Source organism: Sphingobacterium sp. UDSM-2020 (genome assembly GCF_016132525.1).
Taxonomy (GTDB): domain Bacteria; phylum Bacteroidota; class Bacteroidia; order Sphingobacteriales; family Sphingobacteriaceae; genus Sphingobacterium; species Sphingobacterium anhuiense.
Window position 1 is genome coordinate 5,219,300 of record NZ_CP066166.1, and the last position, 17,527, is coordinate 5,236,826.

The following is a 17,527-nucleotide window of genomic DNA, read 5'->3' on the forward strand; positions in this document are numbered from 1 at the left end:
GTCGTTTAAGATTTTGTAAGAAATTCATCCAGATTTAATAAAGCATTGGCTACCACCATGTAGGCAGCCTTTGATGTTAAAGATGGATCTTTTAAATCACTCGCATTAACAGCCATGAATTTAGCTGCCTCTGCCGGTTTTTTATTAAAATTTTGTAATGCTTCTTTATATAATTTTTCCAGTGCAACCACTTTTTCTGCACTCGGATTTTTTAACATCAGTTTCTTATAACCATAAGAAATTATTTTTTTAGAATCTCCTGCTCCTTCTTTCTGCATGAGTGTCGATAGATGTTTAGCTGCCTCCAGATAAACGGGATCATTTAATGTGGTTAGTGCTTGTAATGGAGTATTTGTTCTGATCCGATCAACCAAACAGACCTCTCGACTCGATGCATCAAAAGAAATAAATGAAGGATAAGGACTTGTCCGTTTTAAAAATGTATATAACCCCCTTCTAAATTGGTCTTCACCTGTACTTGTTGCCCACGACTCACCACTATATACCGTCATCCATACACCATCCGGCTGATAGGGCATCACCGAAGGTCCATACATTTTAGAACTTAGAAGACCACTTACGGCTAATGTCTGATCCCGAATCTGCTCTGCCGAAAGTCTGAATCGTGGTCCTCTCGCTAGAAATATATTAGCCGGATCTTTCTCCGCATCTCCTTGATTTAAACTCGATGATTGCTTATAGGTGGAAGACATAACAATATCCTTAATAAGCGCTTTCATACTCCACTTTTTATTTTGCATGAGATCTAGCGCTAAGTAATCCAATAAATCAATATGCATAGATGGTGTACTCTGCGTCCCCATATCTCCTAGTGGTTCCATCAACCCGCGTCCAAATAATTGCGCCCAAATTCGATTTACCAAAGTACGTGCTGTCAAAGGATTATCTTTACTTACAATCCATTTAGCAAAGCCCAATCTATTGTTAGGAGCTCCCTTTGGAAAAGGATTTAATGTTTCAGGAACTGCAGGTTGCACCTCTTTACCTAGCGCTAATCTATTTCCTCGCTCAAAAACATGTGTTTTACGATGCATTTCTGCAGGATTTTCAATCATCACAGGTACACTTTCAGGATTTGTATTAATCAGTTGCATAAAGTTATTTTGCATTCGCTGGGACTCCGGGTCTGCAGATACTGGAAACCCTTCGCGCAATGCGAACCACTCAATCATACAAATCGGCTGATCTTTTGCTGCTGTTGCATTCTTAAATATTAAATAAAGGTCATGAACTCCGGTATCTTCCTTCAGATCTGCTTGAATAACTTGTCTTCCAGAAGTACTAGGCAATTGGACTGTCGTCAGTAACGGGCCTGTTTTACTACCCTTTCTGACTTCTATGGCACCTCCATTTAATGATGTCCAATAATTAATATAAAATTGCTTTTTACCCTGCAAGGTGATGTGTTTCAATCGAGCACTTCCTCCTGAACGTATTCCGAGCCATTTAGTATCATACAAAGCGCCATTTTCAACCTGATCACTATAATGTGCATGAATTTTTGGTTCCAATGTATGCAAGAATAAGTCTGTAGAACGAATCAGCTTTTGATTCCCTTTCTGGGTCAACCAAGATTTGATACTATCCACTCTGCTTTCATCTTCGGCCTTATAGAACCGCAACCTTGGATGATCACCTTGGGTATCTTCATCTCGTGTATTATTAAAAAAAGCAACAGATTTATAATACTCTTCAAATTTAAATGGATCGTAAGTATGGCTGTGACACTGTACACACTCAAAAGTTGTACTTAGCCAAACCTGGTAAGTTGTATTGACCCGATCTAGAACAGAGGCCACACGAAACTCTTCACTGTCGGTCCCCCCTTCATCATTATTCATTGTATTTCTGTGAAAAGCTGTTGCAATAAGCTGATCTTTAGTTGGATCAGGCAATAAGTCACCCGCTAATTGCTGTACCGTAAATTCGTCGAAAGGCATATCCTTATTAAAAGCTTTAATGAGCCAATCGCGATAAGGCCATATTTGTCTTGACCCATCCTTTTCATAACCTTTAGTATCCGCATATCGGGCTAAGTCCAGCCACCAACTAGCCCATTTTTCACCATACTGTTGTGAAGCTAGTAAACTATCAACTCTTAACTCGTAAGCATTTCCCCTCGTATCATTTACAAATGATTGCAATTCGGTTAAACTTGGTGGAATACCGACCACATCTAGATACAGTCGTCTCAATAAGGTCTCCTTATCTGCCTCCTTTGAAAAAGACAGGTCTTTCTCTTTCATTTTATCCTGAACGAAATAATCGATATTATTGGATATACCCGATGGATTCATTCCAAATAAACCAGCAAAAGAAAATGGTTTAGGTACTTCCACTTTTTCAGGTAACGTATAAGCCCAGTGCTTGCCCCATTTCGCCCCCTCGTTGATCCATCTTTTCAAGATGTCGATTTCATCATCACTCAATCGTGGTGCATTGTATGGCATTCTTAACTCGGGATCATCAATGGTCAACCGTTTAATAAATTCACTATGATCTGCATCGCCTGCGATTATAGCCGGCTTACCAGACTCTGCCTTAGCAAATGCCTCATTTTCGAAAAGCAAACTAAAACCTCCATTTTTCTTTACGCCACCATGGCAAGTAATGCAATGCTTATTAAGGATAGGTTTCACTTCAGCACTAAAATCAACAGGATCTTCCTTCTTAAAGGTAAACAATCCGACGACCACAATGGCACTCAATAAGAGGGATACGACGACGACTTTCTTTTTCATGTTTAATACGATTTATAACTTCTAAGCTTTTATTTTAAATCGCAGTACAGCGATTTTAAACAAAGCAAATTAGTTGTATTCGCTTATTAGGTTTATAAAATAATACAAAGGTTTTATAATGTATCTTGCTAACAGCAGTTCTTCTTCATTTATAAAAAATAAAATTAAGGATCTTCAACCTCATAAAATACAACCTCATTAACAAATAATGACAGTATATTGACGTTAATACCTTTTTTGTGTAATTTATTTGTTTCTTTCAGCGTCATAGTAAACCTATGTTTAATTTATGATGCTCTTTATAACTTGAAATGCTATGGCTATCATGGAGACTTTTTCCCTTTAAAACTAGCGACCATTTACAATATCAAAAATTTTACTATTCAAGATTTGATCACCTCGCTTATGGGGAGTCGCTCATAGATCACATTGTTCTAATGCTTATTAGTATAAATCAACATCAGCAGTTCATCTTTTACAACTATATATCCCTAAAAAGCGATCGATGATCACAAAAGATCAAAAATTGTTTTATTATACCGAAATTTATATATTCGTAGGTTACAAGCCAATTATCTAGACGAATGAAAGCTAAATTAATAGAAATCAGTCCACTTCCGAAGAAAACAATACATATCAAACATGTGGACGAAGCTTTTTTTAGTAATCCTTTGCACTTTCATGAACTATGCGAACTAGTCCTTATCGAAGAAAGTTACGGCAAACGTATTGTTGGTAATCATATTGACTCATTTAGTGCAGGAGATATGGTATTAATCGGGCCTAACATTCCACATATTTGGCATAATGATGATGCTTTTTTAAAGCCAGACTACCATGAGCGTGCTAAAGCTCTTGTTATTTACTTTCCAGCTGACTTTCTTATTCAATTGACCGATGATCAATCGACAATTCAAGCCATGCAAAAATTTATTGATAAGACTAAAGATGGTTTACGTTTTTATGGGAATACATTAAAAAATGCAATGACACTCATGCGGGATCTAGTCCATAAAGATTCTTTTTCAAAAATAACCGGTTTCCTAAATCTTATAGCATTATTGCATCAAAGTACCGAATATGATCATTTATCATCAGGGACATATAAACCTGTTTACAGCGAAAAGGATAATAAACGGATAAACATCATTTATGTTTACGTAATGCAAAACTTTAGAGAAACCGTTTCATTGCAGGAAGCGGCTAGCCTCTTAAATATGAACTCAAATGCTTTCTGCAGGTTCTTCAAAAAACACACCCAAAAATCGTTTTCTAAATTCGTAAATGAAACACGCATAGGACATGCCTGCAAATTGCTGGAAGATAAGAATCTGAATATTTCAGAAGTATGCTATGCTAGCGGTTATCAAAATTTAACAAACTTCAATAAGTTTTTTAAAGAAATTATGAATAAAAATCCGAGAACCTATCGAAAAGAAATGGAGGTTGGTAGATTCAGCACACCAATAAAACCTATTTCTTCCAATGATTAGTATTATTCACAACGAATAAAATGTCCTAAATAATTATGGTAACATTCATATTCCAAAGTTTTCAAATAAAAAATAATTCGCTTTCTTTGGAACTGATAAAGAATAAAAGTTAAAGGGTATTCTATAGTAGATATATAATATCAACATAAACCATAAAAACTAAATGAAAATAATTAAGAAAATTGCTCTTTTAGGATTATTATCGACAGCAGTATTATCGAGTAATGCGCAATCTATTCCATACGAAGGAGTATCCGGATGGGAGGAAACAAAAGACAGTCGGATGACGTGGTTCAGAGAAGCCCGATTTGGACTTTTCATCCATTGGGGACTTTACAGTGCCGCTGGAGGTAGCTGGGAAGGAAAACAATATCCACAACATTATGCCGAATGGATTCAAGCATGGGCAAAAGTACCGAGCAAGCCATATGCCGAAGTTTTAAAACCAAAATTCACAGCTTCAAAATTTGATGCCTCTGCTTGGGCATCCCTTGCAGAAGAAGCAGGCATGAAGTATGTTATTATAACCTCACGTCACCACGAAGGATTCTCAATTTTTAATAGTCAACAACCTTATTCATTAAAAAATGACATCACAGGAGGTACTAATATTTCACCTAAAGGACGTGATCTTTACGGAGAAGTCGTTAAAGCTTTTCGTGCTAAAGGTCTAAAAGCGGGTGCTTACTATTCATTATTAGATTGGCAACATCCGGACTCATATGAAGGTCTTTCCTATTTAAACCCCAACCCTACTGGCTATAAGCCCAATCATGAAGTCTATAAAGATTATTTATATGGGCAGGTGAAAGAGCTTGCGAATAATTATGGAGGTCTGGATGTCCTATGGCTTGACTTTAGTAGTAAAAATCATCAGGGTGAGAGCTGGGGTACAAAACGTATTCTTACAGATTTAATTAAATGGCAACCTCGGGTTATTGTCAATAACCGTTTCTGGGATGGTCTTGAAAATAAAAATGGGGATATTGGAACTCCCGAAAAATATATACCACCAACAGGTCTTCCGGGTATGGACTGGGAAGTGAGCCACACGATGAATGAAAGCTATGGCTATAGTGCACATGACCAGAACTGGAAATCATTTGATAAAACAATGCGTCTATTTATCGAAACAGTAAGTAAAGGTGGAAATTTCCTACTCAATGTTGGTCCGGATGGTGAAGGTGCTATTCCAGAGAAAGCCGTCAAGCTACTTAAGGACATCGGTCAATGGATGAAAGTAAATAATGAATCCATATATGGAACCACTGCAAGTCCGTTTCAAGGATTAGATTGGGGCTACTGTACTCAAAAAGATGGTAAACTATATTTCCATGTATTCGATATTCCATCAAATGGCAGTATAGAAGTACCATTGGCGAGTACTATTCATAAAGCCTATTTATTAGGAAGTTCTAAAAAATCATTAAAGATATCAAAATCTGCTGCGGGAAAAACAATCCAATTACCTGCGGACTTTAAAGGACAGATGCCAATGGTTATTGTTGCAGAAATCAAAGGAACTCCTCAAGTAATACAGCAACAGATATTAACTCAAAAAGATGGTAGAATAATCTTAACGGCTAACAATGCTAAATTAATCGGTACTGGAGGAATTAAACTTATTGGCGCAACGACTCATGATCCGAATCGTCCAAATGCAATTGGCGACTGGTCTAAAAAATCCGATCAAGTGGCGTGGGATGTAAAAATCCAGCGTCCTGGCATCTATAAGATAGTCGTTAATTATCTTCCGCACGAGCAAAAATCAGGAACTATTTCGCTAAGTCTCGGAACGAATAACTTATCTTATCAACTCAAGGCAACCAAAGGTAGCCAATTTGTAGATGTTGAAACAGGAACATTTGAAATTTCACAACAGGCACTTGGAGACACCGCTTTAAAAGCGGAACTAAAAGCGCTTGAAATTACGGGAAATTCACTACCTGAGATTAGTTCAATCAGTCTCGTTCCTGTCAAATAAACTGAAATAAATAGACAGCTAAGAGCCTGTTTCCAAATGGAAACGGGCTCTTTTCATTTAAATTTGATGAGTTTCACAAAAAATGAAAAATATTTTTTGTTTTCAATTAATTGCCGTTAAACTATTTTGAACAGAAAGAATTAAAATTCAATTTTTTAACATCAGATTCGAATGATTTATATTGCTCTGCAGTCATATTTTTGACTGGTAGTCGAAATTCTCCACAGTCTAGTCCAACCTGTTTCATATATGCCTTACCTACTGAAATACCGCCATATTTTCCAAGAAGGGTAATCATATCAATAGATTGTTGCTGAAGATCATTTGCCCTGTCGAAATCACCATCATCAAATGCTTTGATCAGGTCATAATATAATGGTGCGGCATAATTGTAAGTACTCCCAACCGCTCCCCTTGCTCCTAATACTAGAGCAGATAGCATATTCTCATCTCTGCCCCACAGCATATCATACTTTCGATCCGCATAGTTCATACACGATAGAAAATCCATAAAGTCTTCATGTGTATACTTAATTCCTGCAAAATTCGGAATTTTGCCATCTACTGCTTTCAGTAAATCAATCATTGGAAAATTACCACCTGTCAACACCGGAATATGATAATAATAGAATGCCGTATTGGGAGCTGCTTCAGCAACAGCGGCACAACATTTAGCAAGCTGATCCACATTTGAAGGCTTGAAATAAAATGGTGATGTAAATGAAATAGCGTCTACGCCTTCTGCTTCAGCAATTGTGGCCAACTCTCGGCATTCTTTAATGTTTGTACCTCCTAAGAGAATCATTAAACTAAAATCAGGATCGCTTTTTGTTAACTTGGTCCATGCTTTTAAGACATCGACTTTTTCTTGAAAAGTTAATGAAACTCCTTCACCTGTTGACCCACAGATAAAGCCTCCCGTAACCTTATTATTTTTTAAAGACTGGTAGTAATTTGGTATTTGTGCTAAATTTAATGCTCCATTCTCGTCAAATGGCGTGAAAGGGGCGGCAATTAAGCCATCTATTTTTTTTGTGATCATATATAATAATTAGATTTTTCTAAAATGAAATTCTACTCCGTTATGGAGTAGAATTTTTGTGGTTAGGTTCCGGAATAACCAGGATTTTGTTGTCCAGTTAATTTCGGATCTGCTGACAACGTCCCTAAATCTATAGGCCATAAAAGTTTATGTTTCTGACTTTCAGTATTATCCAAAACACCAACTAAAGGCAAATCACGGCGAAACACAAGAGGCTTGCCACTAGCATCTTGCATGCGACGCAAATCAAACCATTGATGTCCTTCCGAAACAAATTCTTTAGTACGCTCGTAATAAATGGCAAGTTCATTACTTTCAAAAGTTCCATTTACAAATAATGGCGCTTTTCCATTATATGCACGATTTCTTACTTTCATAATTTCATCAGTTGGATCTTGACCTAATTTATTTTTTATTTCAGCTAAAAGTAAATAAGCGTCCGCAAGTCTATAAATAGGATAATCATCTGAATAATTACGTACCCCGTCAATTAAGGTCCCTAAAAATTTTCGCAAGAATGTTGCAGAGGTATTACCTTTATTAAAATTTATAAACGTAGCATTTGCCCTAGTATCATTTTTCTCAAATAATTTATACAAATCAATTTTATATTGATAACGGATGATACCAGTAGAGCCTGCCTGTAGTGGATCTTTCGGTATAGCCATGCCATTTTCGTCAACATATCCTGAAATGTCATCAGAAGCTGCATATATAAAATTATTAAAGAAATTGGTAGCTTCCTGATTCATGTAACGTAGCGTAAAAATAATTTCAGAATTACCTTTCATAGCCGGAATACTAGCAGATTGAAATACGTTTGAAAAATTATTCTGTAAAGAATATCGCGGTATTACATCTTCAACTGCACTTTTAGCAATATCGAGGTCGGCTTTAACATTCTGAGGAGCCTTACCATCTAAATCAACTTTAGCTGTCCATAAGTACACCTCTGTTTTCAACATTTTAGTGGCAGCTAAAGACCACTGTGCTTTTTGATTTTTTGTATCATAAACAATTCCAAATGATTTTTCAGATTTATCAATTTCTGATTTAATAAAAGCCATTGTTTCTAGCTCTGTTTCTGTTCGAGCTTTGTACGCTTCTTCCGCTGAACTAGGTGTATTAACTGCTGCTTGAGGTTCAGTAACAAGTGGCACACGTCCGTAAGTTCTGAATAAGTAAAAATAATAGAAAGCTCTAAGTCCATATGCCTGTCCCAAATAGTAGCCTTTTTGTGCTTCAGTAAGATAATCGGCTTTTTCTACCTGGTAAATGAAATTATTAACTTGAAATAAAGGTCCATAAAGACCAGCCCAAGCACTAAATCCAGGTGAACTTTCACGAATGTCCTGAATTATTATATTAGCAGAATTTAATGAAGAGGTACCAATATCTGCAGTACCATTTCTCAAAGTTCCACCACGAAGTTCACCTAAACTCCATAGCGTTTGTTGTTGTCCCCTCAACTGTCCATGAAGGCCCAGCATTGCCCCAGCAACTTGATCGTTATTTTTCCAAAATGATCCACTAGCAAAATAATCTTCTGGGGCCAGATCTAATTCCATTTCTTTACAAGAGGAAAGAAATGAGGATGCTATTAGTAAGTAAATAAATATATTTTTCATCGCTTTGCATTAAAATGTTAATTGTAAACCTAATATAAATGTTCGGGGTAATGGATATCCTCCGCCTCCCTGTCCGACACTACCGCTTTCTGCTGAAAATAAAGTGTTTTTTGTCCAGTAATGAAGGTTTTGTCCTGTTAAAGAAACATTTAAATCTTCCATTTTTATCTTATTTGCTAAGGTTTTAGGTAATCTATATCCAAGGGTTAATTCGCGAAATGCCAGATAGTTTCCCTTATTGTAAAACATGCTACTTTCCCGACTTGTATTATTTTTAAATAATTGATCTGCCCAGTAATAAGAAGGGTACTGAGCATTGGGATTTTCCGGAGTCCAAGTATTAAATACGTCTGTTGTCGTATTAAATGTTCCTTGCATCATTCCTAGAAACCAAGCCCTTGGTCCATCATAGGCAACATAACCTAAGGCATAATCAAAACGGCTATTTAAACTAAGATCTTTCCAGCGTACAGAAAGCCCGAAACCTCCAGTCCATTTAGGAACTGTATTTCCCATATAAACACGATCATAAGAATTAATAATACCATCACCATTTACATCTTTCCACATAACATCACCTAGAGCTAATGGGTAATATAGTCCTTTCTGATCGGCTGGTAGCGCATTAAATACATCTGGATGAACAAGTGTTCTTGCTCCGATCAAATCCTTTAGTTGTAAAGCATAATTATCTAGATCCTGCTGGGTACGAATAATACCTGTAGCTTCATAAGCATATGCGACATTTGGATCTTGTCCTTCTTGAAAACCACCAACCCAGATCAATTCCTTAGTTTTTGAATCATACACCTGCAAACCGCCCTGTCTATTATTTTCAACACCATTATATGGTAATTTTAATATTTTGTTTTTATTATAAGCGGTGTTCCAACTAACATTTACATCCCAATTAGACTTTCGGAGTAATTGATAATTTAAATCAACTTCCACTCCTTGGTTTTGCATATCACCATTGTTGGTTGTAATAGTTGTGAATCCAGCAGAAGCAGGTAATGTTAGGTTAGCTATTTTATCTTTTGTCGTACGATGATAATAAGCGACCGTAAGATCTAATTTATTGAATAGTCTAGTTTCTAAACCAACTTCTTTAGTCATTAAACTTTCCCATTTCAAGTTAGGGATAGATAAAGTTGACATCGTGTATCCTACCTGACCATCATATTTACTAGTTCCATAAGAACCTTGTAAGGTATATGAACCTATTCCACTAACATTTCCGTTTGCACCATAACTTGCACGCAGTTTTAATGAATTCACAGTATGATCAGCACCTAAATAATCCTTTAAAAAATCTTCTTTATGTAAAGCCCAGCCTAGTGATATTCCAGGAAAAGTTCCCCATCGATTATTAAGGAGAGTAGAATAACCGTCGCGTCTTGCTGTCAAAGTCATCAGATATTTTTCCTTATAATCATAATTGACACGTCCAAAATAGGAAGTTATACGTTGGCGATCATGATACGAGTCAATCGCTCTCTTATTTGCTTCTGGGCTTGTTAAACCCAAATCCATAAAATCATCTGTTGGCGCTCCTGTTCCTGAAGCGGAAAAACCATTATTATATGCATCAAAAAATTCCCAACCGATCATCGCATCAATATGATGATCCTCACGAATGTTCGTATTGTAGTTTAATACGGCATTATAAGTTTGGTTATAGATCTTATCATAGGAAGCAGATGAATTACGTGTGCGTACATAATTTCCCGGACTTGCTAAATAATCCTTATTAAATGATTCTGCTGTTGACTGATTAAAAAACCAATTACCACTAACTCTTAAGCTTAAATTTTCTAAAAAATTGACGGTAAAAGCCTGTGATAATGTAAGCTTTTGATTAATATTTTTCCGAATAAACTTATCATCATTTACAACTGGATTACCATCTTGCCAATCTTTTCCAACAAGCAATTCTCCATTGGCATTAACACCGCGCATAGTTGGAGGCGCTCCTAATGCACGGGTCATGTAATTACCTTCACCATTAATAGCATCACGCCATTTTGTATAAGCAAAATTGACTCCTGAAAAGGACTGTAACCACGGCTTAATTTTATAATCACCATTTAATACAAAGGTTGTCCGATCATAAAAACTACTGATTGGCATTCCCTTTTCATTATATTTGCCAACACTTCCATAATACTTCCCCTTATCATTCCCACCTTGAACGGCAATATTATAGTCTTGAGTTAAGCTGAAATCACGTAATGCATAATCCGCGTAATCGAAATCTTTAAAAATTAATTCTTTACCCGTAACTGGATCAATCATTGTCTGCCAGCCTTGCTGCAATAGCTCTCTATTTGTATCATCTAAGAACATTGTGCTCCAAACTGCATTACTTGTTACATTTCCATCTAAAATGTTTCCATTTGCATCTTTATACAAATTACCAGTACCAAATGGGAGAACTTTCGTTAATTGATCTAATTGGCTAGGTTGATACTGCCCTGACAATTGAACTCCTTTTCGACTCCAATTTATATAATCTCGTGCATTTAAAAACTTAAATGGAGAGTTTAAAGTATTAATACCAACTTTAGATTGAAGTGTAACATTAGATACGCCTTCTTTTCCTTTTTTAGTAGTGATTAATACCACCCCATTTGCCGCTCTTGCTCCGTAAATAGCTGTAGCCGATGCATCTTTTAGAACATCAATAGATTCTATATCATTTTGATTAATATCATTAAATCCGCTTCGAATTAAACCATCAACAATTACTAATGGATTCCCACCGCCAGCATATGTAGTCCCCCCTCTTAGCGTTACTGATGGCACCGCACCAGGCCTACCTGAAGTTTGCTGTACTCTAATACCTGGAATTGTTCCCGCTAATGCAGAAGCTGGATTGGATCGAACACCCGTTTCTAAAACTTTCTTATCCAATCGACTTACGGAGCCCGTCAAATTGGATTTTTTCATCTTTCCATAGCCCACAACAACAACCTCATCAATTTGCTGATTGGAAGATTCTAATTTAATTTCCAAGGATTCTGCCTGTCCAACTTTTACTTCCTGAGGTTTGTATCCTGTAGAAGTAATGACCAGGATCGCATTCGGATTTGTCGGTAAAATAAAGGAACCATCAGCTTTTGTTTGTAAAGATTGCTTACTTCCCTTCACGTTAATAGTTACATTTCCCAAAACTTCTCCTGTAACGGCATCTCTGACTTTACCTTGAATGTTTCGATCCTGCGCATGGATTACAGCTAGATTTCCTGCTAGCATAGACCAGAGTAATAAATGTTTTAATTTTCGGTTTGAATACATATTGGTTATTATTAAGTATTACATAAAGCAAATTTATATAATTTAATTTGTAAAAAACAATATTAAATTAACATTATGTACAACATACTTGTAAAAATTTATATGTATATTTGTTTTTAGGCGTATAAATGCACTTTTATGAGTACAAATCCAACATTGATCAATTTTGTTAACACCATTGATACCTCTTCACTCGTTGATAAAGTGGAGAAAGAAATCATCAATTTATTCATTAGTCAGGGATTAAAAATAGGCGATGCACTTCCCAAGGAATTAGAATTAGCGGAAACTTTAGGAGTAAGCCGCACGGTGATCCGAGAAGCAATGTTACGTTTAAGACTAGTAGGCTTAGTAGAATCTAAAAAACATAGAGGTGCTGTATTAACCAGTCCGGATCTGATCAGTCCGATGAAAAAATCGCTTTACCCAACGATCATGGATGATAAGACACTGCGTGATTTATTTGAAATGAGATTGATATTGGAACTTGGAATGGCAGATTTACTTTATCAAAGAATTACTCCTGCAGATATTCAAGAATTAGAAGTAATTGTTGCTAAAGAATCAAATGATAATGACAACAGCATATTTGATATCGAAACAGAAGTTGCATTCCATGGTAAATTATATGAGATCAGTGGGAATATCATGCTTAAAGATTTTCAAAATCTTCTTTTACCAGTCTTTAAATTTGTACATTCGAGTGGCATGCTGATTGAAAAGTCAAACTCAAAGAATTTTATATCTCACCGTGGCTTGGTGGACATATTAAAGGTAGGAACTCCTGAAGTTTTCAGAAATGCGATGCGCCAGCACTTAGATAATCACTTTCAGCGTATACAACAATACGATAACAAACCTATTGATTAAAGATTCAATATTTCATCATAACTTATTACTATACAGCAACTGCTTTCATACCAGAAGTATGAAAGCAGTGTATCTCATACCTATCAACTTGCTACTTAAATGTTAAGTATAATGAATATGTAGCGCTCCCGTAGCCGACTTCATTCGAACAACATCTATATTTATTCTAATTTTATAGCTCACTTCTATTTACCTTTATGCCCACAAAAAAAAGTACGATTTATAAAGGCTTTTCTTTAGCAATTGCAGCAGCTATCCTATGGGGAGTATCTGGGACATTAGCACAATTTCTATTTCAAAAAAGGGAAATAAATGTTGAATGGTTGATTACAGTTCGTATGTTACTATCTGGCATCTGCTTACTAAGCTTTGCAAAAACTAGCGAAAGAGCGCCTATATTTGAAATTTGGAAAACTAAAAATGACCGTTTACAACTACTTGCCTTTAGCATGTTTGGTATGCTGGCTGTACAATATACTTATTTTGCGGCCATTAAGCATTCGAATGCCGCTACCGCTACTGTGCTACAATATGCTGGTCCAATCATAATCGCCATCTATTTAGCGTTTAAGCATAAAAGATTACCCAGCCTTTTAGAATTATTTGCTATTATTCTGGCAATAATTGGAACTTTTCTATTAGTCACAAATGGTAACATCAATACCCTCGCCATATCCAATACCGCGCTGTTTTTTGGCTTAGCCTCTGCGGTCTCATTAGCGATCTACACTTTAATGCCGATAACATTACTATCAAAACACAAATCCTCTGTAGTGATTGGCTGGTCTCTCCTTTGTGGTGGTATTGCCTTCAGTTTCATGAAAGCACCTTGGGATATTCAGGGCGTTTGGGATACTAAAACTTATTTATTTACGGCACTCATTATTCTTTTCGGAACTGTTTTTCCATTTTACTTCTATCTGACTTCCGTAAAATTAATCGGTGGACAGAAAGCGAGTCTGTTAGCATCAGCTGAGCCTCTTTCTGCCACACTTTTGGCCGTATCTTGGCTTCATGTTCCCTTTTCCTTGTGGGATTGGATAGGAACTTTCTGCATTATCGCTACCGTCTTCATATTAAGTAAAAAATAAAAAAGGCTGTAAGATTATTACAGCCTTTAAATAATTTATAAAATCTTAGAAAGAAAAATCATCTTTAGATGATTCACTTACATATGCTGGATCATCAAAATTAGGCTCGTAGCGTTTTTCAAGAACTTCCTGATTCGATTTAATGTATTCAACAACATCTGTCAAACCCTCTGCAAATTTCTCAAAGTCTTCTTTATACAAGAATATTTTGTGTTTAATAAACTGGCCGTCTTCAAAACGTTTCTTGCTTTCAGTGATGGTAATGTAGTAATCGTTAGACCGTGTAGCCTTTACATCAAAAAAATAGGTACGCTTACCCGCTCTCACTTTTTTTGAAAAAACCTCTTCTCGCTCTTTGTTTTCAAAATCTCCCATTGGTTATTATTTAAGTTTAAGTTATCTTAATCTTTGATAAATATATAATATTTAGCATGTAACTTCCAAATATTATTCAAAAAAAATAAATTTTGAATCTATGATAAGCTCTTTTAACGAACTTGATTTTTATATTTAGCCGATAAATGTCACCTATCGCTCCTCAACGATATTTTTTCACCGAGGATTTTATTACATTTACCGAATATTATTGATCGATTACCTATTTCAATTACTTCGGGTTATATAACAACTATACCTTTGAAGTATAAATTTTAAAAGTCATGGAAAAAGAGCCATTCGTACCAAAAAGCAACAACAGTAAAAATATCATAGGTGGTATCATCATACTCATCGGTATTCTATTACTATTAAAAAATTTAGATTTAGACTTCTTCTTCCCTTCATGGATATTTGGCTGGTATATGATTTTGATTATTATCGGTCTTGTAATAGGTGTCAATTCTAATTTTCAAAAAAAATCTTCTATCATCTTAATTGCGGTTGGTCTAGCATTTCTAGCTAGAAGAATCATGCACACCGATTTTGGAGGAATTATATTCCCGATCTTGATTATTGGATTAGGAGCATATTTTATCATGGGAAGAAAAAAAGGTTTACCTCCTATGCCTCCCATGCCTATCAACCCGAGTGGTCCTCCAAAGCCTCCCGTAGACTTTGACTGGGATAAGCGTGTTATCGATCCGGCAACTGAAAATGATCAACAAACAGTAGCTGAAAATGACGAGACAAGCGGAAACGCCAACAGCAATACAAATAGCAATCAAGGTCTGCCTAATGAGCAGGCCTTTGCCACTCCATATTATGCACAGACAGAAAATAGCTTTGAAGATGTTTTAAATGTCAATTCCATCTTTGCAAGCCTCAAAAAATTTATTCTATCTAAAAATTTTAGAGGTGGTAACATAGCTTGTATGTTCGGTAGCGTATCCATTGATCTGACACAAGCGGATATAACCGACATAGCCGTAATTGATGCTTTCCAAATGTTCGGAAGTGCTAAAATTATTGTTCCTGCGAATTGGACCGTCTATTCTAACGTTTCATCTGTGTTCGGTGATGTTGATGACCGACGTTTCAATGTAGGTCTAACAAGAGATCCAGCTAAAAAATTATATATCACAGGTACTTGTCTTTTTGGAAATTTAACCATTAGAAATGCCTAGACATGAAGGATAAACTTTTATTGCAGAATAAAAATAAACTGATTTTAATCATTTGTTTAAGCATATTGCTTGGCTACTTTGTCATGCAATATGCTTTAATGTATAGGTCCGGGTTTCCAAGCGAAATAACAATAAAGGACTCCATCATCAACAGTTTAATGATGATGCTCTGTTGCTATGCAATTTCCACCACGCTCAATTACTATATACCTAAACCTAACCAAATCTGGAAGGTGCTTATTATAGGCTTCATTATGAGCGGCATAAGCATTCTTGGAAGCCGACTGGTCGTTCAATATTATCTTCCGAAGGAGCATTTAAAAATCTATGACCTCATTATTCCTTATCGCTATATTGTTAATTTTTTAATCTTAACATCAGTAGCTATTTTCATTATTGTATGGAATATACAGGAAGAATATATTTCTAACATCAAAAGAAAGCAAGATTCGGAGAATCAACTGCGTGAAGCAGAACTGTACAACCTAAGACAGCAATTACAGCCTCATTTCCTCTTTAACAGTCTCAATTCCATTATTGCTTTAATAGGTAGTAAGCCAGATCAGGCCCGCAATATGACCTTTCAATTGTCCGATTTTTTAAGGGGTACACTCCGAAAGGAAAATAACCAGTTGATCGTACTTCAAGAGGAATTAAACCATCTCGAACTATACTTAGATATTGAAAAAGTAAGATTCGGTCACCGGCTTAATATCCACATTGATCATGACCAAGATGTTTTATCGACCAAAATACCGGCGATGATTTTGCAACCGCTAGTTGAAAACGCTATTAAACATGGCCTATACAATGTAACAGAAAATGTAACCATCAGCATTAAATGTTTCTTAGATAATAAAACATTACATGTTTCAATAGAAAATCCCTTTGAGCCAGGTGAATCCGTGCAATCTAAAGGAACAGGCTTTGGGCTTACCAGTATCCAAAGGCGCTTATTTCTTCTTTTTGGAAGAAATGACCTACTAACGACACAAACCGAACAAAATATATTTACAAGCAGTATCAAAATCCCGCAATATGATTAAAGTTATCCTTATAGATGATGAACCTCTAGCGCGTTCTATCTTAGTAGAGTACCTGAGCAAAGATCCGTTAGTTTCTATTGTTGCAGAGTGTGGAGATGGATTTGAAGGAGTAAAAGCAATACAGCAACACCAACCAGACCTACTCTTTCTAGATGTTCAAATGCCTAAATTAACAGGCTTCGAAATGTTGGAATTAGTCGAAAACCCACCCGCAGTAATCTTTACAACAGCATTTGATGACTATGCACTCAAAGCTTTTGAAAAAAATGCGATTGACTATCTGATGAAACCAATTTCACCGAACAGATTTAAGCAAGCATTCGAGAAGTTTAAATTAAGTTTTTCAAAACCAAATGCAGAACCGGCACCTAATTATGAAGCTGTCATTCATCAAGAGGAATCAAAACTAGACCGCATCGTTGTAAAAACAGGAACACAGATTAAAATAATACCCGTTCCACAGATTAAATATCTGGAAGCTTATGATGATTATGTGAAAATTCATACAGCAGATGGTCTCTATCTGAAAAATAAAACAATGGCTTTCTTTGAAAAGCATCTCGATGAACAGACATTCGTTAGAATACACCGTTCTTATATCATCAAGATCGATCAGCTGGCACGCATTGAACCTTGGGAAAAAGATAGCTTTGTCGCTATTTTAATAACCGGTGAAAAGCTTAACATCAGTAAATCTGGATATGCCAGATTAAAACAAATGATTGGCATATAAATAAAGTTTATGTAAATTT

The 17,527-nt window shown here is 36.0% G+C and carries 12 protein-coding genes; 7 read left to right on the forward strand and 5 right to left on the reverse strand.

Going from position 1 to position 17,527, the window contains the following annotated elements; all coding sequences use genetic code 11:
- Positions 1 to 5: 5 nt before the first annotated feature.
- A complete protein-coding gene (locus JAZ75_RS22025) occupies positions 6 to 2,762 on the reverse strand; it encodes a DUF1553 domain-containing protein (RefSeq protein ID WP_208698575.1) in 2,757 nt (918 codons plus the stop codon).
- A 584-nt stretch (positions 2,763 to 3,346) separates the two neighbouring features.
- Here JAZ75_RS22025 and JAZ75_RS22030 point away from each other — a divergent pair.
- Both JAZ75_RS22030 and JAZ75_RS22035 read left to right on the forward strand, forming a co-directional pair.
- Positions 3,347 to 4,255, forward strand: coding sequence for an AraC family transcriptional regulator (locus JAZ75_RS22030; protein WP_183912150.1), 909 nt, complete (start codon positions 3,347 to 3,349; stop codon positions 4,253 to 4,255).
- 163 nt (positions 4,256 to 4,418) lie between these two features.
- Positions 4,419 to 6,239 carry an alpha-L-fucosidase gene (locus JAZ75_RS22035; RefSeq protein ID WP_208698577.1) on the forward strand — a complete coding sequence of 607 codons (1,821 nt, stop codon included), beginning with the start codon at positions 4,419 to 4,421 and terminating at the stop codon, positions 6,237 to 6,239.
- A gap of 121 nt (positions 6,240 to 6,360) precedes the next feature.
- On the opposite strand, the gene JAZ75_RS22040 is transcribed toward JAZ75_RS22035, so the two are convergent.
- From JAZ75_RS22040 to JAZ75_RS22050, 3 genes are all read right to left on the reverse strand, one after another.
- Complete coding sequence (locus tag JAZ75_RS22040; RefSeq protein WP_132773011.1) at positions 6,361 to 7,281, reverse strand: dihydrodipicolinate synthase family protein; 921 nt, start codon at positions 7,279 to 7,281, stop codon at positions 6,361 to 6,363.
- Positions 7,282 to 7,343: 62 nt separating this feature from the next.
- The gene (locus tag JAZ75_RS22045; RefSeq protein WP_132842315.1) at positions 7,344 to 8,909 is read right to left on the reverse strand and encodes a RagB/SusD family nutrient uptake outer membrane protein; all 1,566 of its coding nucleotides are present in this window, start codon (positions 8,907 to 8,909) and stop codon (positions 7,344 to 7,346) included.
- A 9-nt stretch (positions 8,910 to 8,918) separates the two neighbouring features.
- Positions 8,919 to 12,206: a SusC/RagA family TonB-linked outer membrane protein gene (locus tag JAZ75_RS22050; protein ID WP_208698579.1), complete on the reverse strand. Its 3,288-nt coding sequence runs from the start codon at positions 12,204 to 12,206 to the stop codon at positions 8,919 to 8,921.
- 138 nt (positions 12,207 to 12,344) lie between these two features.
- Here JAZ75_RS22050 and JAZ75_RS22055 point away from each other — a divergent pair, with 138 nt between their 5' ends.
- Both JAZ75_RS22055 and JAZ75_RS22060 read left to right on the forward strand, forming a co-directional pair.
- On the forward strand, positions 12,345 to 13,076 hold the full coding sequence (locus tag JAZ75_RS22055; protein WP_021189128.1) for a FadR/GntR family transcriptional regulator: 732 nt from the start codon (positions 12,345 to 12,347) through the stop codon (positions 13,074 to 13,076).
- 197 nt (positions 13,077 to 13,273) lie between these two features.
- Positions 13,274 to 14,167, forward strand: coding sequence for a DMT family transporter (locus JAZ75_RS22060; RefSeq protein WP_208698581.1), 894 nt, complete (start codon positions 13,274 to 13,276; stop codon positions 14,165 to 14,167).
- A gap of 45 nt (positions 14,168 to 14,212) precedes the next feature.
- Here JAZ75_RS22060 and JAZ75_RS22065 read toward each other — a convergent pair whose 3' ends face one another.
- Positions 14,213 to 14,542 (reverse strand): DUF3276 family protein, encoded by a 330-nt coding sequence (locus JAZ75_RS22065; protein ID WP_132773015.1) that lies wholly within the window; start codon positions 14,540 to 14,542, stop codon positions 14,213 to 14,215.
- Positions 14,543 to 14,826: 284 nt separating this feature from the next.
- On the opposite strand from JAZ75_RS22065, the gene JAZ75_RS22070 reads away from it, so the two are divergent.
- The 3 genes from JAZ75_RS22070 to JAZ75_RS22080 are packed head-to-tail and all read left to right on the forward strand — an operon-like array spanning position 14,827 to position 17,508.
- Entirely contained in the window at positions 14,827 to 15,729 is a 903-nt protein-coding gene (locus tag JAZ75_RS22070) for a LiaF transmembrane domain-containing protein (RefSeq protein WP_132773016.1), read from the forward strand.
- Between the two features lie 2 nt (positions 15,730 to 15,731).
- Positions 15,732 to 16,775 carry a sensor histidine kinase gene (locus JAZ75_RS22075; RefSeq protein WP_021189131.1) on the forward strand — a complete coding sequence of 348 codons (1,044 nt, stop codon included), beginning with the start codon at positions 15,732 to 15,734 and terminating at the stop codon, positions 16,773 to 16,775.
- Positions 16,768 to 17,508: a LytR/AlgR family response regulator transcription factor gene (locus tag JAZ75_RS22080; protein ID WP_132842306.1), complete on the forward strand. Its 741-nt coding sequence runs from the start codon at positions 16,768 to 16,770 to the stop codon at positions 17,506 to 17,508. The genes JAZ75_RS22075 and JAZ75_RS22080 overlap by 8 nt, the downstream gene beginning before the upstream one ends.
- The last annotated feature ends 19 nt before the right edge of the window (positions 17,509 to 17,527 follow it).